Origin of the sequence: Microbispora sp. CSR-4, assembly GCF_008033685.1 — a bacterium.
Taxonomy (GTDB): domain Bacteria; phylum Actinomycetota; class Actinomycetes; order Streptosporangiales; family Streptosporangiaceae; genus Microbispora.
Genome location: NZ_VJVX01000001.1, coordinates 51752 through 70366, shown reverse-complemented (window position 1 = coordinate 70366; position 18615 = coordinate 51752). Strand labels below are relative to the sequence as shown.

General features: G+C 71.6%; 16 protein-coding genes. 5 read left to right on the top strand and 11 right to left on the bottom strand.

Features of this window, described 5'->3' with window-relative positions:
- Positions 1-86: 86 nt before the first annotated feature.
- The gene (gene pruA / locus FLV34_RS00355) at positions 87-1760 is read right to left on the bottom strand and encodes an L-glutamate gamma-semialdehyde dehydrogenase (protein ID WP_142651652.1); all 1674 of its coding nucleotides are present in this window, start codon (positions 1758-1760) and stop codon (positions 87-89) included.
- A complete protein-coding gene (locus FLV34_RS00350) occupies positions 1760-2671 on the bottom strand; it encodes a proline dehydrogenase family protein (protein WP_142651634.1) in 912 nt (303 codons plus the stop codon). Before FLV34_RS00350 ends, pruA begins: the two co-directional genes overlap by 1 nt.
- Before the next feature lie 83 nt (positions 2672-2754).
- On the opposite strand from FLV34_RS00350, the gene FLV34_RS00345 reads away from it, so the two are divergent.
- Complete coding sequence (locus tag FLV34_RS00345; protein WP_240972107.1) at positions 2755-3804, top strand: CdaR family transcriptional regulator; 1050 nt, start codon at positions 2755-2757, stop codon at positions 3802-3804.
- A gap of 3 nt (positions 3805-3807) precedes the next feature.
- Here the strand turns inward: FLV34_RS00345 and FLV34_RS00340 are convergent, their stop codons facing one another.
- The 5 genes from FLV34_RS00340 to FLV34_RS00320 all read right to left on the bottom strand — a co-directional run bounded on the left by FLV34_RS00340 (position 3808) and on the right by FLV34_RS00320 (position 10051).
- Positions 3808-4245 (bottom strand): hypothetical protein, encoded by a 438-nt coding sequence (locus FLV34_RS00340; RefSeq protein ID WP_142651632.1) that lies wholly within the window; start codon positions 4243-4245, stop codon positions 3808-3810.
- Between the two features lie 87 nt (positions 4246-4332).
- Positions 4333-5397, bottom strand: a complete 1065-nt coding sequence (locus tag FLV34_RS00335; RefSeq protein WP_260617519.1) for an RNA polymerase subunit sigma-70 — start codon at positions 5395-5397, stop codon at positions 4333-4335.
- 43 nt (positions 5398-5440) lie between these two features.
- Positions 5441-6796, bottom strand: a complete 1356-nt coding sequence (locus FLV34_RS00330; protein ID WP_142651631.1) for a glycoside hydrolase family 16 protein — start codon at positions 6794-6796, stop codon at positions 5441-5443.
- A gap of 92 nt (positions 6797-6888) precedes the next feature.
- Positions 6889-7941, bottom strand: a complete 1053-nt coding sequence (locus FLV34_RS00325; RefSeq protein ID WP_147942114.1) for a glycosyltransferase — start codon at positions 7939-7941, stop codon at positions 6889-6891.
- Positions 7942-8245: 304 nt separating this feature from the next.
- On the bottom strand, positions 8246-10051 hold the full coding sequence (locus tag FLV34_RS00320) for a SpoIIE family protein phosphatase (RefSeq protein WP_240972106.1): 1806 nt from the start codon (positions 10049-10051) through the stop codon (positions 8246-8248).
- 97 nt (positions 10052-10148) lie between these two features.
- Here FLV34_RS00320 and FLV34_RS00315 point away from each other — a divergent pair, with 97 nt between their 5' ends.
- Positions 10149-10859, top strand: coding sequence for a GAF and ANTAR domain-containing protein (locus tag FLV34_RS00315; protein WP_142651629.1), 711 nt, complete (start codon positions 10149-10151; stop codon positions 10857-10859).
- 46 nt (positions 10860-10905) lie between these two features.
- Here the strand turns inward: FLV34_RS00315 and FLV34_RS00310 are convergent, their stop codons facing one another.
- Positions 10906-11262 carry an STAS domain-containing protein gene (locus FLV34_RS00310; protein ID WP_260617518.1) on the bottom strand — a complete coding sequence of 119 codons (357 nt, stop codon included), beginning with the start codon at positions 11260-11262 and terminating at the stop codon, positions 10906-10908.
- Positions 11263-11446: 184 nt separating this feature from the next.
- On the opposite strand from FLV34_RS00310, the gene FLV34_RS00305 reads away from it, so the two are divergent.
- From FLV34_RS00305 to FLV34_RS00295, 3 genes are all read left to right on the top strand, one after another.
- Complete coding sequence (locus FLV34_RS00305; protein ID WP_142651627.1) at positions 11447-12226, top strand: SigB/SigF/SigG family RNA polymerase sigma factor; 780 nt, start codon at positions 11447-11449, stop codon at positions 12224-12226.
- Between the two features lie 173 nt (positions 12227-12399).
- The gene (locus tag FLV34_RS00300; protein ID WP_168066521.1) at positions 12400-12816 is read left to right on the top strand and encodes an ATP-binding protein; all 417 of its coding nucleotides are present in this window, start codon (positions 12400-12402) and stop codon (positions 12814-12816) included.
- Positions 12817-12831: 15 nt separating this feature from the next.
- Positions 12832-14130, top strand: a complete 1299-nt coding sequence (locus FLV34_RS00295; RefSeq protein ID WP_142651625.1) for an NAD(P)/FAD-dependent oxidoreductase — start codon at positions 12832-12834, stop codon at positions 14128-14130.
- A 194-nt stretch (positions 14131-14324) separates the two neighbouring features.
- On the opposite strand, the gene FLV34_RS00290 is transcribed toward FLV34_RS00295, so the two are convergent.
- The 3 genes from FLV34_RS00290 to FLV34_RS00280 all read right to left on the bottom strand — a co-directional run bounded on the left by FLV34_RS00290 (position 14325) and on the right by FLV34_RS00280 (position 18612).
- A complete protein-coding gene (locus FLV34_RS00290; RefSeq protein WP_147942113.1) occupies positions 14325-16310 on the bottom strand; it encodes an ABC transporter ATP-binding protein in 1986 nt (661 codons plus the stop codon).
- Positions 16307-18040, bottom strand: coding sequence for an ABC transporter ATP-binding protein (locus FLV34_RS00285; protein WP_147942112.1), 1734 nt, complete (start codon positions 18038-18040; stop codon positions 16307-16309). Before FLV34_RS00285 ends, FLV34_RS00290 begins: the two co-directional genes overlap by 4 nt.
- Positions 18041-18417: 377 nt before the next feature.
- Positions 18418-18612: a hypothetical protein gene (locus tag FLV34_RS00280; protein ID WP_142651622.1), complete on the bottom strand. Its 195-nt coding sequence runs from the start codon at positions 18610-18612 to the stop codon at positions 18418-18420.
- Positions 18613-18615 lie beyond the last annotated feature (3 nt).

The following is an 18615-nucleotide window of genomic DNA, read 5'->3' as shown; positions in this document are numbered from 1 at the left end:
AACGCACCCAGAAGAGCCGGGTCCCCGTGTGAGACGACGATGCCCTCGGAGCCCCCAGTGAGGGGGTCCGAGGGCATCGTGGTGTGTCAGTAGCCGAGGTCGCCGAGGTCGGGCTGCTGCCAGCCGCCCTGCGGCACGTCGCCCCGGTACGGCCCGCTCACGACCGGCGGCACGAAGGTCTCCTTGATCGTGCGGGCGTTGACCCAGCGGATCAGGTTGAAGATCGAACCGGCCTTGTCGTTGGTGCCCGAGGCGCGGGCCCCGCCGAACGGCTGCTGCCCGACGACCGCGCCGGTCGGCTTGTCGTTGACGTAGAAGTTGCCCGCCGCGAAGCGCAGCCGCTCGGTGGCGTCGTCGATGACGTACCGGTCCTGCGCGATGATCGACCCGGTCAGCGCGTACGGCGCGATGCCCTCCATCTGGTCGAGCACGGAGTCGTACGCGGCGTCGTCGTAGACGTGGACGGCGAGGATCGGGCCGAAGTACTCCTTCACGAAGACCTCGTCTGCGGGGTCGGCGCACTCCAGCACGGTCGGCCGCACGAAGTAGCCGGTCGAGTCGTCGTAGGAGCCGGTGAGCACCGAGATCGAGTCGGCCGAGCGCGCCCGGTCGATGGCCTCCTTGTGCTTGGCGAAGGCCCGCGCGTCGATCACCGCGCCCATGAACGTGGACAGGTCGCCCGACACGTCGCCCACGGTGAGCGACTCGGCCGCCGAGACGAAGTCGTCGCGCATCCGCGTCCACAGCGAGCGCGGCACGTACGCCCGGGAGGCCGCCGAGCACTTCTGGCCCTGGTATTCGAACGCGCCCCGCAGCAGCGCGGTCGACAGCACCCCGGTGTCCGCGGACGGGTGGGCCAGGATGAAGTCCTTGCCGCCGGTCTCGCCGACGAGCCGCGGGTAGCTCCTATAGCCGGAGATGTTCTCCCCGACGGCGCGCCACAGGTGCTGGAACGTCGCCGTCGAGCCGGTGAAGTGGATCCCGGCCAGCTCGGGGTGGGGCAGGGCGACCTCGGAGACGGCGGCGCCGTTGCCGGTGACCATGTTGATCACACCGGGCGGCAGCCCGGCCGCCTCCAGCAGGCGCATGGTGAAGTGCGCCGCGAACTGCTGGGTCGGCGACGGCTTCCACACCACGACGTTGCCCATCAGCGCCGCCGCCGCGGGCAGGTTGGCCGCGATGGAGGTGAAGTTGAACGGCGTGATCGCCAGGACGAAGCCCTCCAGCGGGCGATACTCCATCCGGTTCCACACACCCGGCGACGACACCGGCTGCTCGGCGAGCAGCCGCCGCGCGTAGGCGACGTTGAACCGGAAGAAGTCGATCAGCTCGCAGGCGGCGTCGATCTCGGCCTGCTGCGCCGACTTCGACTGGCCGAGGATGGTGGCCGCGTTGAGCGTGTTACGCCACGGGCCGCTGAGCAGCTCGGCGGCCCGCAGGAACACCGCGGCGCGCTCCTCGAACGGCAGGGCCCGCCAGCGCGGCGCGGCCTCCAGCGCCGCGCCGACCGCCGCCCGCACATCGGCCGCGGTGGCGTCGGCCGTACGGCCGAGCACGGCGGCGTGGTTGTGCGGCTGCACGACGTCGATCGGGGCGCCGCCGGCCATGCGCCGCTCGCCGCCGATCGTCATCGTCAGGTCGAGGGACGTCCCCGACAGCTCCTTGATCCGGGTCTCCAGGGCCGCGCGCTCGGCGCTGCCCGGCCCGTACGCGTGCACCGGCTCGTTCGCCGGCACCGGGACCTCGGTGATCGCATCCATCATTTACCCCTCAAAGCGCGAAGGAAGAAGGCGACGTTGGCCGGGCGCTCGGCGAGGCGGCGCATGAAGTAGCCGTACCAGTCGTCGCCGTAGGGGACGTAGACCCGCACCCGGGACCCGGCCGCGGCCAGCGCCGCCTGCCTGTCGGCCCGGATGCCGTAGAGCATCTGGAACTCGTAGTCGTCCGGGCCGCGCCCGGCGCTCACCGCGAGCGACTCGGCGATCGCGATCAGCCGGTCGTCGTGCGTGGCCACCATGGGATAGCCCGTGCCCGACATGAGGGTCCGCAGGCACCGCACGTACGCGCGGTCGACCTCGGCCTTGCTCTGCCAGGCCACCGAGGCGGGCTCGGCGTAGGCGCCCTTGACCAGCCGCACCCGCGACCCCGCGAGATCGCGGCAGTCGGCCTCGCTGCGGAACAGGTAGGCCTGGATCGCCACGCCCGTCTCCGGGAAGTCCTCCCGCAGCGCGCGCAGCGTGCCGAGCGTCGCGTCGACGGTGGTGTGGTCCTCCATGTCCAGGGTGACGGTGGAGCCGCACTCGCGCGCCGCCGCGCAGATCTGCCGTGCGTTCTCCAGCGCCATGCCCGGGTCGAGGGCCTGGCCGACGGCCGACAGCTTGACCGACACCTCGGCCCGGTCGCCGAGGCCGAGCGGCCGCAGCTCCTCGAGCAGGGAGACGTACGCCTTGGCGGTGGCGACGGCGGCGCCGGGGTCCCGGACCTCCTCGCCCAGATGGTCGATGGTGACGGACAGCCCCGAGCCGGTCAGGCGGCGCGTCGCGGCGACGGCGTCCGCGGTGGACTCTCCGGCCACGAAGCGGTCGACGACCTTGCGCGTGAGCGGGAGCCCCGACACGGCCCGGCGGGCGAGCGGGCTTCGTGAGCACGCGAGAAGCAGGGAACCGAGCATGGCCTCAGGCTAAATCCGCACGTCACGGAAGTTCCACGGACATCCGCCACAGCATTTTTCGACAAATGTACAAGAATGTCAGCATGCAAGACATCGTCGATGAGATCTCCCGGCTGCTGGACGCCTCCGTGACCCTGGAGGACCGCTCCTTCAACCTGCTGGCGTACGGCGCGCAGAGCGGGGACATCGACCGCGTGCGGCAGGAGTCGATCCTGCGCCGCCACGCGTCCGACGAGGTGAGGGCCCACTTCGAGGCGTACGGCATCGCCACCGCGACGGGCCCGGTGCGCATCCCCGGGCTGTCCGGCCTGCTCGGCCGCGTGTGCGTGCCGCTGCGGCACGAGGGGGTGACCTACGGCTACCTGTGGGCGCTCGAATCCGGGGAGCTCACCGACGAGCGGCTGGCCGAGATCGCGCCGCTGGTCGCTCAGGCGGCCGCGCTGCTGGCCAGGCAGGCCCGCGGCCGGCACGCCCCGCTGCGCCAGTTCTTCTCGGCCGACCCCGCGGTCCGCGCCACCGCCCGGGTGGACGTCGAGGGACCGGTGACGGCGCTGGCCGTGCGGACGCCCACGGCGGTCTCCGGGCCGCCGCGCACGCTGCCGCGCGGCGTGCTGGCCGACCCGGACGTGACCGACACGGCCGTGGACGCGCCGCTGCTCGCCGTGCTGGCGCCCGCCGGGCAGGCCGCGCACGTCGCGCGCCTCCTGCACAAGCTGTACGGCATGGCCGCCGGGATCGGGGGTCCGCGCGACGATCCGGGGGAGGCGTGGCAGAGCTGGCGGGAGGCGCTGCTGGCGCTGCGGGTGGCCGAGCACGTCGGGCGGCACGCCCCGGTGGCCGACTGGAGCACGCTCGGCGTCTATCGGCTGCTGGCCCGGCTGTCGCCGCGCGACCTGGCCGATCTCGCCGCCGAGTCGGCCGCCCTCACGCCCGGGATCGCGGCGAGCGTGGAGACCTACCTCGACCACGCCGGGCAGGTCCAGGAGACGGCTGCGGTGCTGGGCGTGCACCGGCAGACGCTGTACTACCGCCTGGGCAAGGCCGGGCGCCTCACCGGGCTCGACCTCGCCGACGGGGAGGACCGCCTGCTGCTCCACCTGTCGCTGAAGGCGGCGGCCCTGCTCCCCTCGTGACGGCTATCCGATCCTGGTCATGTTCGACTCGTAGCCCCCGCCGCCCGGGTAGTTCCATCGTCCGGTCATGGCGTCGCCGTCCGGGGTGAAGGTGCCCCGGAAGTACGCCGGAGACCCCTTCGCGCCGAACCAGATGGTCAGCGTGTCGCCGTCGAGTTCGTAGACGTAGTCGAGGGTGTCGCCTGAGCTGCTGTAATAGCGGGACTTGATGTCCTCGCTCGGCCCGTCGGCCCCGTACGACCTCTCCCTGCCGATGATCTCCAGGCCGGTGATCGGCTGACCGTCCTGCTCCAGCCGGATGTCCTGGATGAGGAAGAAGCCCCCCTCCATCCAGCGGTAGGTGACCGTGCCCTCCGAGCCGCCGGTCACGCGCCAGGTGCCGACGAGCCGGTTCAGCGCCCGGAGCTGTTCGTCCGGCTGCGTCGTGGTGATGTCCGGCATGGTGTCTCCCTTCCTTCCGTTCGTGTGATGCCGCTCGTACGACGGCGCGGGCGGGGAAAGGGAATCGGTCCGGACGGAAGAAATAGATCACGACTCGATAACGGCGGATTCGATCGAGAGCGGCAGGCCGAACAGCGGCAGCAGCTCGGGGCCGAACGTGGTGATCTCCGTGATGAGGCCGTCCTCGGCGCACAGCACGTCGATGTTGACGGCGGCGTAGGAGGTCTCGCCGGGCCGCCGCACGTAGTTCGCCACCGCGGGCTGCCGGTTCACCGCGAGCGGGACGCAGTGCCACTCGCCCCAGCGCTCCTCGCCCTCCAGCACCGGACGCCACATGTCGAGCACGGCCGCCCGCCCCACGTACACCAGGGCGGCGGGCGGCATGGCCTGCAGGACGTCCTCGCGCAGCAGCGCCGCCAGCGCCGGCAGGTCGGCGTTCCTGGATGCGGTGACATAGCGCTGCAGCAGGTCGAGCTCCTCGCGGGTGGGCCGGGTGGCCGCGGCCCAGTCCGCCCGCCGCCTGGGCAGCCGTTCGCGCAGCGTCGCGCGGGCGCGCTGCAACGCGCTCTTGACCGAGGCGACGCTCATCTCCAGCGCCTCGGCGGTCTCGGTCACCGGCCAGCCGGCGACGTCGCGCAGGATCAGCACGGCCCGCTGCCGCGGCGGGAGGTGCTGGATCGCCGCCAGGAACGCCAGCTCGACGGTCTCCCTGGCGATGGCCGCCGCGTCGGGCGCGCCCTCGTCCGGCGCCGCCAGGTCGAGCAGGTCGTCCGGATAGGGCTGGAGCCAGGCGACGTCGGCCGCGGCCGGACGCCCCGGGCTCTCCGCGACGTCCGCCGCCACCGTCTCGCGGGCGCGGGCCGGGCCGGACAGTGCGTCGAGGCAGGCGTTCGTGGCGATCCGGTAGAGCCACGCCCGGAACGTCGAGCGTCCCTCGAAGCTCTCCCGCGCCCGCCAGGCCCGCAGCAGCGTCTCCTGCACCATGTCTTCGGCGTCGGTGAACGACCCGAGCATCCGGTAGCAGTGCACCCGCAGCTCGTGCTGGTGACGCGCGGCGAGCTCGCCGAAGACGGCCTGGTCGCCCGACCGGACGGCCTCCGCCATGGCGTCGGCGGCCGGGGAGTCCCCGGCCGTGACGTGCTGTTCGCTCACGCCCGCCCCGCGTCTCCGTCACCCGTACGTGATCAGCCGGAGCCTACTGCGGGGCCCGGTAGACCCGCACCCACTCGACGTACACCGTGCCGCCGGAGGCGTCGTTGCGCAGCACCAGGCCCAGCGGAGACCGGGGGACGTACGGGCCGGTGTAGTTCCACACCTGCCTGCCGTCCAGCCAGAAGGTCACCCGGCCGGGCAGCCAGTCGACGGTGACCGTGTGCCCCTGGGTGAAGGCGGTCGCCAGCTCGGCCCGGGCCAGCTCCCGGCCCTGCCGGACGGAGAGCTCCGCGCGCCCGCCCGCGGTCGCCGCCACGCCGATCGCCGCGTCCTCGGCCCCGGCGTCCCCGGCCCCCGTGCCACGCGTCCCCGGGAACCGCGCGGATCCCGGGACGTCGTCCCGCGAGCCGCCGCGCCGCGAGCCACCGTACTGCGAGCCGTACGCGGAGTCGCCGTACACGTCGTCGTACACGTCGTCGTACGAGTCGCCGTACGGGTTGTCGTATCGGGCACCGTCGAGGGAGTCGTACGAGGGGTCGTCGTAGCGGGGTGCCTCGGCGGAGGATCGGCCGGACCGGGAGCCGCCGCGCCGCGCGTTTCCATACTCGGCGGCGTCCGACCGGGGCGACTGCAGCAGCACGGCGGGAAGCGCCCCCTCGTCGGCCTGCAGGCGGACCTCCCAGCGGCCGTACCGTTGGAGCGCGGCCCCGGAAAGGTCCACGCCGCCGCCGTTCGCGGTGACGCGCAGCGCCTGCCCGCCGAAGTCCTCGGCCAGGGCCGGCGCGCCCCAGCCGGTCGCGGAGGCGCCGGACGCGGAGGCTCCGGACGCGCGGGGAGCCGGTGTGCCGGACGGCGGGCTCGCCGGCGCGCTCGGCGCCTTGCTCTGCGCTGTGCTCGGCGGCGGAGAGGACGCCGGTGCGGCCCCGGGGGTCGCCTGGGCGGCGGCCCGGGGCACGTCCTCCGGTTCGATGGCGTGAACCACGACCGGCCCGTCCGCGGGGCGAACGGGCTCCGCCAGCCGCATCGGCGGCTCGGTTCCGGTTCCGGCCGACGCCCGCGCGCCGGGCGAAAGGCCGGGAGACGGAAGGGGGGACGGGCTGGGGGAGGGACGCGGCGCGACCGCGGGGATGTCGCCGATCTTCTCCGCGATCGTGGCGTCGCCGGTCGTGTCCGCGGCCTTCTCGCCCTCCTGCCCGGCGTCCTCGGCGGGTGCGGCGGCCGGGGTGGCGATCTGCGTCGCGCTCAGCCCCGCCGCGTTCGCGTTGCCCGGCCGCGCGCCGGACGAGTCGGGGGAGGACGCCGATCCCTGTGCGGCGGACTCGTCTCCGGCGGTGAACACCTTCACGGAGTCCGCGTTCGAACAGGCCGTGGCGGCGGCGATGAGCATCGCCGCCGCCACCGCTAAACCAGGCCCATGACGTGACATGAGCCGAGTTAATCACATCATTTCACTCAGATAACTGCCTTAATCCGGTAATATCTCTTGCCTTTTTACGCGCACGTCTTCTCGTAAACGCGGAGCAGTTCCATGCTGATTCGTTCGACCGAATAGCGGGAACGCGCGCGGTCGGCGGCCGCGTAGCCGATGGCCGTGCGCAGGGTGGGGTCGCCGAGCAGGCGGCGGATCCGATGGGCGATCTCCAGCGGGCGGTCGGGCCGGGTCAGGAAGCCGGTCACGCCGTCCACGACCGAGTCGAGATGCGCGCCGGTGGCCGAGGCGATGACCGGGATGCCGCAGGCCATGGCCTCCAGCGCGGCCGTGCCCGTGGGGACGGTCGACGGCAGCGACAGCACCAGATCGGCGCTGCGCATGAGCTTGGGCATCGCGGTGTGCGGCACCATGCCGAGCATCTCCACGCGGTCGGCCACGCCGTGCTCCGTGGCGAGGGCGCGCAGCCGCTCGACGCTCAGGTCGTCGCCGCCGGCGATCACGAGCTCGGCCTCCGGAACGGCACGCAGGGCGTGCACGGCCCAGTCGGCGCCCACGTGCCCCACGTGGAGGAGGCGGGGCCGCTCGCCCCTCGGGAAGGCGGGGCCCTGGCGGCGGAAGCGCTCGATGTCCACGCCGGGCGGGACGACCGAGATGTTGCGGCGCGGCACGCCCATCCGGATCAGCTCGGACTCCTCGTCGGCGCAGGCGGCGATGACGGCCCTGGCCCTGCGGCCGATCGCGCACTCCAGCCGCCGTACGGGCGCGGCGCTGCGGCTGTCGTCGTAGTGGCTGTGGAAGGTCTGGGTGACCGGCACGCCCAGGCCCTCGGACCCGGCGATGGCGGCCAGGCCGCTCGACCACGAGTAGGCGTGGATGATGTCCGGGCGGTGCTCCCGCCACCGGCGCCGCAGGCCGTCGCTGAAGTCCGGGATGTAGGGGAGGAGGTCGTTTTCCGACAGCTCCATGTCGGGCCCGGCGGGCACGTGCTCGACGCCGTCCCCCTGCACCTTCGAACGGGTGTAGACGGTGACCCGGTGGCCCCGGCCCAGCTCGCGGGCGATGGCGGGAGTGTCGGGAGTCAGTTCGTGCGCGGAGACGATGGCGATATCCATGGCACACCTCAAGACAGGAAGGCGTCTGAAAGGGTGTGCCTGCGTCCTAGGCACGATGTAGATGATGTTTACCTTACTCTGATTCGCGCTAAACGCCTAATCGGGAAAAATCATGCGCATGTCCGCAGGCCCGGCGCGGCGGCCGGCCCCCTGACGGCAGCCGCCCTTCTCCTGACATATGCCCAGGTAGCCGCCGATCCGACCCTCACGGACCATCCTCATCGGGCCGCTCGCCGCCATGCGCCGCATCCGCCTCCGCCCGCCCGTCTCGACCGCCCTCTCGGCCCGGCGGGGGAGGATCCCGTCAGCGGGCCCGGCGCAGCGTGAGGACGGTGATCTCGTCGACCGCGTGGGTGCCGCAGAAGGCCCGGTGGTCCTCCTCGATGGCCTTGACGACCGCGCCAGGGGGCTGCCCGGAGCAGCGGGCGAGCGCCTCGGTGAGCCGCTGCTCGCCGTAGTTGTCCCCGGCCGGGCTCTGCGAGCCCACCAGGCCGTCGCTGTAGAGGACGAGCGTCTCCCCGGCCGAGAGCGTGATCTCCTCCGTCGCGGGCACGGAGCCCTCCTCGAAGCCCAGCGGGACACCGCCGCCCTCGGAGAACCGGACGCCGCCGCCCGGCTGGATCAGCGCCGCGGGATGATGCCCCGCGGAGGCGAGCCGCACCTTTCGACCCCGTACGAAGCCCGCGGCGGCCATCACGAACATGCCCGTCTTCTGCACGACGAGGGCATCGCTGACCTTGCGCAGGGCCTGCCCCGGGTCGTCCTCCCACACGCTCAGCACGCGCAGGCCGTTGCGGACCATGGCGGTCACGGCGGCCGCCTCCTCGCCGCGCCCTGCCGCGCTGCCGATCACGAAGCCCCACCCGTTCTTGACGGTGAACACGTCGTAGAACTCGCCGCCGATGGCGCGCATGCCGGAGCCGGGATGATAGGCGGCGGCGATCTCGAAGCCGGGGATCTCGGGGAGCGTCCGGGGGAGCACGCCGGTCTGCAGGGTGTCGGCGGCGTGGGCCCGGCGCTGGAACCCCTGCTGGGCCCGCATCGCGAGGCCGAGATGCAGCCCGATCTCCTCCAGCAGACCCAGGTCGGCGAGGCCGAACGGCGGGCGGTCGCGCAGCCGCACCAGCGTGAGCACGCCGCGTGCCTCGCCGTCGGCGCGGATCGGCACGCTGAGCAGCGAGCCCGCGCGCATCGCCTGGAGCACGTCGCCGCCGAGCAGGGAGTCGTCGGTCAGCATCTCGTGGACGACGCCGCTCTGCGTGGTCATCACCTGCTCCACGACCGGCGCGAGCGCGGGCGGAGCCTCCTCGACGGCCCGCTGCAGCCGCCCGACCGGCTGGTCGCTCGGCCCGATGACGACCGTGCGCACCAGGCCGCCGTCCCTGGCGACGTCCGCGATCACCCAGTCGGCCGTCTCCGCCGCGAGCAGGCGGGCCGCCCGCAGCAGGGCGACGGGCTCGCGCAGGCTCTCCTCGTCGAGCAGCAGCGTGGTCAGCCGCGACAGCAGCTCGTGCCGCCTGGCCGCCGCCAGCACGGCCGCGTCGTCGGGCACGCCTCCCTGTACGGCGGGCTCGGGCAGCTGGACCTCGGTGGGCAGCACGACCCCGGCGATCATCTCCTGCGGCTCGCCCGGCATGTGCAGGCGGCTCAGCACCAGCCGTACGGTGTGGGCGCGGCCCTGGTGGGCCAGCCGGGTCAGGAACGAGGCGCTGTCGTCGCCGTGGAGGACGGCGGCGAAACGCTGCCGGAACGCCGCGCGGGCGGTCACGTCGACGAGCAGGGGGAACGCGCGGCCGATCAGATAGCCGGCGGGGCTGCCGAGCAGGCGCGTGGTCTCGTTGTTGATGCGGCGCACCGTGCCGCCCGTGTCCATGATGACCACGGGGATCGGCAGCGCCCGGAACACCTGGCGCAGCAGCTTCTGCTCGCGCTGACCGCCGCCGTCCCTGCGCCTGCGGCTGCGCGCCAGCTCGCTCAGGGCCTTGCGGACCAGTTCCTCGGCGGCGTCCAGCTCTCGTAGCATCGCGCCCGGGTCAGGATCTTCCCGTAGGGTGGCGATGCGGTCGGCGAGCCCGCTCAACGCGCGCTCGAGCTCGGCGGTGTCGGGCAAGCTGCCCCCCTCTCTCGACGTAGACGCTACGCCAAACCCCAGGTCTAATCGATCCAGCCTGGATTAACCCGAAAACTATGGGAATGGTCTTTCTACCATGGAGACGACATCCATTCTCGCGCGTGACCTCGCGGCTTTGGGCCGCGTGACAGAGGGCACGTCGGCCGAGAGCGTTCTGCGTGGCATCACCGAGGCGGTCGCCCGGGGCGTCCCCGGCTGCGCGGGCGGCACCGCCGAGCTGTGGATGGAGGGGCGGGTGCTGCTGGCCGCCTCCCACAGCGAGCTCACCCTGCTCATCGACCGCGAACGCGACCTGCGCGAGGGCCCGTCGCGGGAGGCGCTGTCCACCGGGCGGCCGATGACGATCCCCGACGTCATGCGCGAGACCCGATGGTCCCGCTACGCCGCCACCGCCGTACGGCACGGGGTGCGCTCGGTGCTCGTCGTGCCGATCGCCGTGGAAGGCGCCGTCGTGATCATCGGCCTGTACGGCGTGCGCCCCGGCGTGTTCAGCTCCGGCGGCCCGCTCATGGCCCTGCTGCGCGAGCAGGTCACCGTGGCGCTGGCCAACATCTGGGAGTTCGACGACGTCCTGACCGGCGCGGCGCAGATGCAGGAGGCGCTGGCCGGCCGGTCGGTGATCGACCAGGCCAAGGGCATCATCATGTCGAAGAGCGGCTGCTCGGCCGAGGAGGCGTTCGACGAGCTCAGACGGGTGTCGCAGCACCACCAGGTCAAGGTGGCCGACCTGGCCAGGCTCCTGGTGACCGAGCACCAGCAGAAGCACGGGGGAGCCGCCCCGGACTGAGCGGAGCCGTACGCGCCGGCGGGCACGTGGCGGCCGGCGGGCGGGCTCAGGCGGCGAACGCGGCGAGGGCCTCGTCGAGGGTGTCGAACAGGGGAAGCCGCTCCGACAGGCCGGTCACCCACATCACCTTGGAGTTCGGGTATTGCACGGAGATCAGCGCGAAGTTGCCGCCGGCCGTGGTCGAGCGCTGCCAGTGGTGCACGATCAGGCCCAGCGCGCGCGAGTCCATGAACGTCACGCCGCCCAGGTCGAGCACCATGCCGGGGCCGTGGTCGTCGGCCGCGGCGTCCAGGTAGTCCGAGAACTGCTCACGAGTCGTGGCGTCGAGGACGCCGTTCACATGGATCACCACGATGTCCCCCGCCATGCTGGACGTCAGGGACAGCAGCCCGTTGTCAGACACCTCGCGCCTCCTCTGCGGCAACATTACTGGTGCCGAGGGGGTGGTGATACTCCCGATTTTCCGGCAATATACTGATGCAGAGGTCCAGCAGAGGGCCTCGTCTCGATACTGTAGCGAGGCGTGCCTTCTGCGTGGTCAACCCAGGCGTAGGCGCCCTCGCGAGAAATACGAGGGGACTGCGCAGATGGCTGCCGAGGTCCGTGCAGAGACCGCCAGCAATCCGACCGCCGAAGAGCTCCTGGCCGAACTGGTCATGGACGGTCTGTCCGAGGAGCGGCGGGAACGCCTCCGCGAGAAGATCGTCGAAATGCACCGTCCGATGGCGAGGGACATCGCCCGGCGGTACCTCAACCGCGGCGAGCCCATGGAGGACCTCCTCCAGGCCGCGTACGTCGGCCTCATGAAGGCCATCAACGGCTTCGACCCCACCCTCGGCCACAGCTTCCGCGGGTACGCCATGGTCACCATGACGGGCGAGGTCAAGCGGCACTTCCGCGACCGCACCTGGGCCGTCCGGGTGCCCCGCCTCTACCAGGAGCGCCGGGCCGAGCTCAACCGGCACGTCGCCGACATGACCCAGGAGCTGGGCCGGTTCCCCACCGTCGCCGAGCTCGCCAAGAAGATGGGGCTGTCCGAGGAGGACATGCTCCTCACCATGGACGCCTCCGCGGCGTACAGCACGCTCTCCCTCGACGCGCCGATCGGCGCGGACGACGACGCCGCCGCGCTCGGCGACGTGATCCCCGAAGAGGACGACGCGCTCGACACCCTCGTGGACAGCGAGGCGCTGAAGCCGCTCATCGACCTTCTCCCCGAGCGGGAGAAGAACATCCTCCTGCTGCGCTTCTACGGCAACATGACGCAGGCCGAGATCGCGGCTGAGTTCGGCATATCGCAGATGCACGTCTCACGGATCCTCCGCAAGACCCTCGACCAGCTCCGGGCGGAGCTCGTCGCGGGATGAGAGGATGCGGCGATGGCCGGGACGATGCCCGGGACACCGTCGTGCCACGGCGGCTGTGCCACGGCGGCTGTGCCACGGCGGCTGTGCCACGGCGGTGTCCCGGGGTATCTTCGTCCTGCCCATAGCCCAAAGACCCTGAGACGGCCAGATTTCCGGCGGGAGGCGTGTACCGGGTGAAAGATGACGGCGTTCCCGCGCACGTCACCGGAGCGGCCAAGGAGCGTGCCTTCTCCTTAGCCGATCTGCCCGACCTGCGGGAGTTCGCCGCCGCCGAGGCGCTGCGTCGCGGCATGCCGGAGGACGCGATCGGCGACTTCCTGGTCGCGCTCAACGAGGTCGCCACCAACGCGGTCACCCACGGGTCGACGAAGGCGCGGCTGGGCATCCGGAGCGACGGGACCGCCCTGGTGGTCGCCGTGCACGACGACGGCCGGGCCTGGCGTCCGGAGGGCGAGCCCGGCCACGACCCGCCTCCGGAGAACGCGACCAGCGGCATGGGGCTGTGGGTCGCGCGCATGCTGAGCAACGAGCTCCAGGTCACCACCGGTCCCAGGGGAACCACGGTGACGATGCGTTTCCTCCTCGCGTAGGGGTAGGGGACAGCCATGGCTGTCCCACGGATTCTGATCGTCGGCGGCGGATACGTCGGCATGTACACGGCACTGCGCCTGCAGCGCAGGCTCCGCCGCGGCGAGGCGCTCGTGACCGTCGCGGACCTCGACTCCTACATGACCTACCAGCCCTTCCTGCCGGAGGCGGCCGCGGGGAACATCGAGGCGCGGCACGTCGTCGTCCCGCTCAGGCGGGTGCTGAACCGGTGCCAGATCCTCAGCGGCCGGATCACCCAGGTGCGGCTGGGCGACCGCAAGGCGGAGTTCACCCCGCACGAGGGGCCCGACCTCACCATCGACTACGACTATCTCGTCATCGCGCCGGGCTCGATCTCCCGGCTGCTGCCGGTGCCCGGCCTCGCCGAGCACGGCATCGGCTTCAAGACCATCGAAGAGGCCATCGCCCTGCGCAACCACGTGCTCGGCCGCCTCGACATCGCCGCGTCCACGCCGGACCCGGAGGTCCGCCGCAGGGCCCTCACCTTCGTCTTCGTCGGCGGCGGCTACGCCGGCGTGGAGGCGCTGGCCGAGCTGGAGGACATGGCGTCGGACGCGCTCGAATACTTCACCGGGCTGCGCCGCGAGGACATGCGCTGGGTGCTGGTGGAGGCCACCGACCGCATCCTGCCCGAGGTCGGCCCCGACATGGGCAAGTGGACTGCCCTCCAGCTGCGCGAGCGGGGCATCGAGATCCGCATGAACACGCTGCTGAAGTCCGCGGAGGGCGGCCACATCGTGCTGAGCGACGGCGAGGAGTTCGACGCCGACACCCTGGTCTGGACGGCCGGCGTCAAGCCCAACCCGCTGGTCGCCGCGGGCGACCTGCCCCTGGACAAGAGGGGCAGGATCAAGGTCGACGCCTGCCTGCGCGTGCACGGCACCGACTTCGCCTTCGCCGCGGGCGACTCCGCCGCCGTCCCCGACCTGACCCGGCCGGGCGAGTTCTGCCCGCCCAACGCCCAGCACGCCGTACGGCAGGCCAGGACGCTGGCCGGCAACCTCCTCGCGGCGCTGCGGGGGGAGGTCCAGCGGCCCTACCGGCACAAGTACGCCGGGTCGGTGGCGAGCCTGGGGCTCTACAAGGGGGTCGCGCAGATCTACGGCCGGGAGCTTCGCGGCTTCCCCGCCTGGCTGATGCACCGCACCTATCACCTGACGCGGATGCCGACGTTCAACAAGAAGACCCGGATCCTCATGGACTGGACGCTCGGGCTGTTCTTCCCTCGCGAGATCATCTCGCTGGGGGCCATCGAGGAGCCGCGCAAGGAGTTCACGCTGTCCGCCCGCTCGTGAGCGCACTCCGGCGGCCGCCTTTCCGGGGCGTCACACCGGCGCCGAGTCGTGCCTGCGACGAGCGTCACGCTACGTGGCTCGGGGGGCTCGGAGGCGGCTGCAGGCGGCTGGGAGGCGGCTGCGCCGGGCGGCTCCGAGCCCGGGCACCCCCCGCCGGGCCGGGGGAACCGGCGGCCCGGCGGGAAACGCGCTGATCACCCCACTTCGGCGGCGGGGGCGTCCTCATCGGTCAGGGCCCCGGCGAACTGCGCCGAATAGAGCCGGTGATAGGCGCCCCGCGCGGCGAGCAGCTCGTCGTGGGTGCCGTGCTCGACGATGCTTCCGGACTCCATCACCAGGATGAGGTCGGCGTCGCGGATGGTGGACAGCCGGTGGGCGATGACGAAGCTGGTCCTGTCGCTGCGCAGCGCGGCCATCGCGTGCTGCACCAGGACCTCGGTGCGGGTGTCGACCGAGCTGGTCGCCTCGTCCAGGATCAGCAGCGACGGGTCGGCGAGGAACGCGCGGGCGATGGTCAGCAGCTGCTTCTCGCCGGCGCTGATGTTGCCGCCCTCCTCGTCGATCACGGTGTCGTACCCGTCGGGGAGGGTGCGGACGAACCGGTCGACGTACGTCGCGCGTGCCGCCGCCTGGATCTCCTCGTCGGTCGCCCGCGGGTTGCCGTAGGCGATGTTGTCGCGGATCGTCCCGCCGAACAGCCAGGTGTCCTGCAGCACCATGCCGATCTGGGAGCGCAGGTCCTCGCGGCGCATCGCCGTGATGTCGACGCCGTCGAGGGTGATGCGGCCCGCGTCCAGCTCGTAGAAGCGCATGATCAGGTTGACCAGCGTGGTCTTCCCCGCGCCGGTCGGGCCGACGATCGCGATCGTGTGCCCGGGCTCGGCAACCAGCGACAGGTCCTCGATGAGGGGCTGCTCGGGGTCGTACCTGAAGGACACGTGCTCGAACTCCACGCGCCCCCGCCGGGTCGCGGGCAGCGCCGGCTCGGCCGGGTCGGGCTCCTGCTCCTCGGCGTCCAGCAGCTCGAAGACCCGCTCGGCGGAGGCCACCCCCGACTGCAGCAGGTTGGCCATCGAGGCGACCTGGGTCAGCGGCTGGGTGAACTGCCGGGAGTACTGGATGAACGCCTGCACGTCGCCCAGGCTCATCGAGCCGTTCGCCACCCGTACGGCGCCGACGACCGCGATGGCGACGTAGTTGAGGTTCCCGATGAACATCATCGCCGGCATGATGATCCCGGAGATGAACTGGGCGCCGAAGCTCGCCTTGTAGAGGGCCTCGTTGCGCTCCCGGAACACCTGCTCCACCTCCGGGCCCCGCCCGAAGACCTTCACCAGCTCGTGACCGGTGAACGCCTCCTCGATGTGGGCGTTCAGCGTGCCCGTGTGGGCCCACTGGGCGACGAACTGCTTCTGCGACCGCTTGGCGATCCGCCCCGTGACGATCATCGTGACCGGGATCGTCACCAGCGCGATCACCGCGAGCAGCGGCGAGATCACGAACATCATGACCACCACGCCGATCACGGTGAGCAGCGAGCTCAGCAGCTGGCTCAGCGTCTGCTGCAGGGTCTGCGACACGTTGTCGATGTCGTTGGTGACCCGGCTGAGCAGCTCGCCGCGCGGCTGGCCGTCGAAGAACTTCAGCGGCAGCCGGTGCAGTTTGTCCTCGACGTCGGCCCTGAGGCGGAACACCGTGCGCTGCGTCACGTCGTTGAGCAGCCGGCCCTGCAGCCACATGAACAGCGACGCCGCGACGTACAGCACCAGCACCCACGCCAGGACCGTGCCCAGCGCGCCGAAGTCGATGCCCTGACCGGGAACGACGTCCATCCCCGCCAGCATGTCGGCGAAGTCGCCGTGACCCGAGGCGCGCAGGCCCTCCACGGCCTGCTCCTTGGTCGTCCCGGCGGGCAGCCGTCCGCCGATCACACCGCTGAAGATCACGTCGGTCGCGCGGCCGAGCAGCTTCGGCCCGATGACGGAGAACACCACGCTGATCACGGCGAGGGCGATCACGGCCACGAGCCTCGGCCGTTCGGGGCTCAACCGGCGCAGCAGCCGCCGCATGGAGGGGCCGAAGTTCATCGACTTCTCCGCCGGCATCTGCCCGCCGCCGAAGGGCCCGAAGCCGCCACCCCCGGGCCGGGGTCGTACGGGTGCCGTGGGCCGGTTGCTCATACCGCACTCCCCGCGGTCAGTTGGGACTCGACGATCTCGACGTACGTCGGGCAGGTGCCGAGCAGTTCGTCATGGGTGCCGATGCCGGCGACGACACCGTCGTCCAGCACGACGATCTGGTCGGCGTCGGCGATGGTGGAGACCCGCTGGGCGACGATCACCACGGCGGCGCCGGCCGTGTGGGGGCGCAGCGCGGCGCGCAGCCGGGCGTCGGTGGCCAGGTCGAGCGCCGAGAACGAGTCGTCGAACAGGTAGATCTCCGGCTTGGCGACCAGCGCGCGGGCGATGGACAGGCGCTGGCGCTGCCCTCCCGACACGTTCGTGCCGCCCTGGGAGATCGGGGCCTGCAGGCCCTCGGGCATCGCCTCGACGAAGTCGCGGGCCTGGGCCACCTCCAGCGCCTCCCACAGCTCCTCGTCGGTGGCGTCCGGGTTGCCGTACCGCAGGTTGCTCGCGATGGTTCCGGAGAACAGGTACGGCTTCTGCGGCACCAGGCCGATGCGCGTCCAGAGCATCTGGGGATCGAGGTCGCGTACGTCGACGCCGTCGATCAGCACGGCGCCGGACGTCGCGTCGAACAGCCGGGGCACCAGCGAGACCAGCGTCGTCTTCCCCGAACCGGTGCTGCCGATGATGGCCGTGGTCTGTCCCGCGGTCACGCGGAAGGAAATGCCGGACAACACCGGCGCCTCCGCACCCGGGTAGCGGAACTCGACGTCGCGCAGCTCCAGCTCGCCCCGGCGGTCCACGTGGCGTACGGGGTTATCGGACGGGCGCACGGACGACTCGGTGTCCAGCACCTCCGTGATGCGCTCCGCGCAGACCGCGGCGCGCGGGATCATGATCGAGATGAAGGTGGCCATCATCATCGACATAAGGATCTGCATCAGATACATGAGGAACGCGGTGAGGGCGCCCACCTGCATCTCGCCGCTGTCCACCCGGGCGGCGCCGAACCACAGCACGGCGACGCTGGAGGCGTTCAGGATCAGCATCACGGTGGGGAAGATGAGCGCGGTCAGCCGCCCGACGCGCAGCGCCGTGCCGGTCAGCTCGTCGTTGGCCATGGCGAACCGGCGGGTCTCCTCACGCTCCCGCACGAACGCCCGCACCACCCGGATGCCGGAAAGCTGCTCGCGCAGCACCTGGTTCACCACGTCGATGCGGGTCTGCATGGCGCGGAACTGCGGGACCATGCGGAAGACGATCAGCCCGATCGAGACCAGCAGCACCGGGACGCAGACCAGCATGAGCCACGACAGCCCGACGTCCTGACGCAGCGCCATGATGATGCCGCCGACCCCCATGATGGGCGCGGCGACCAGCATCGTGCAGGTCATCACCACGAGCATCTGGATCTGCTGCACGTCGTTGGTGTTGCGGGTGATCAACGAGGGAGCCCCGAAGTGGGAGACCTCCCGCTGGGAGAAGCCGCTCACGCGGTGGAAGACCGCCGACCGGACGTCCCGGCCGAACCCCGCCGCGACCCGGGCGCCGTAGTAGACCGCCGCGATCGAGCAGGCGATCTGCACGAGGGACACGGTCAGCATCCAGCCGCCGGTGGCCAGGATGTAGCCGGTGTCGCCCGTGGCCACCCCCTGGTCGATGATGTCGGCGTTCAGGCTCGGCAGGTAGAGGGAGGCGATGGTGCCGACGAGCTGGAACAGCACCACCGCCGCGAGCGCGGGGGAGTAGGGCCGCAGGAACGTGCGGAGCAGACGGCTCAGCACGGCGGTGGTCCAGGGAAGCGTCGCGGGGAGGGGAAAATCATGCCGAACACGCTATATGAGCAGCTAACTCACTCACTCGTGGTTTTCGGCACGAGCGAACGGCGTTCGCTGGTCGTGGACGGAATCGAGGACGTCCAGGGGGCGTCAGGGGGCGTCAGGGGGCGTCGGGCACGCGGCCGATCGTGCGGGTCGGCCTTTTCCCACGTGCCGGGCTCAGGGGTCAATGGGGCGTACTTCTCGCGGGTTTCTCGTGACACACAGCGATGAGGTCTCGCGGGTGGGCACCCGCGAGACCTCATCGCGTTTTCGGCGTTGTGCTGTCGGCGTTGTGCTGTCGGCGTGGTGCTTTCGGCGTGGTGCGGGGAGACGTCGCGGGGTCAGCGGCGGACGCGTCCACCGCGCCAGCCGCCACGCCAGGAGTTCACCCCGGCGGTGCCGACGCCGGCCTGGTGCAGGGCCAGCAGGCACAGGCCGAGGGCGAGCAGCGCGGTCAGGCCGATGCCGATGCTCGCGTTGAGCAGATCGAGGAGAAAGGCGATCCCGAAGACGACCGCCGCGGCGATGGCGAGCATTGT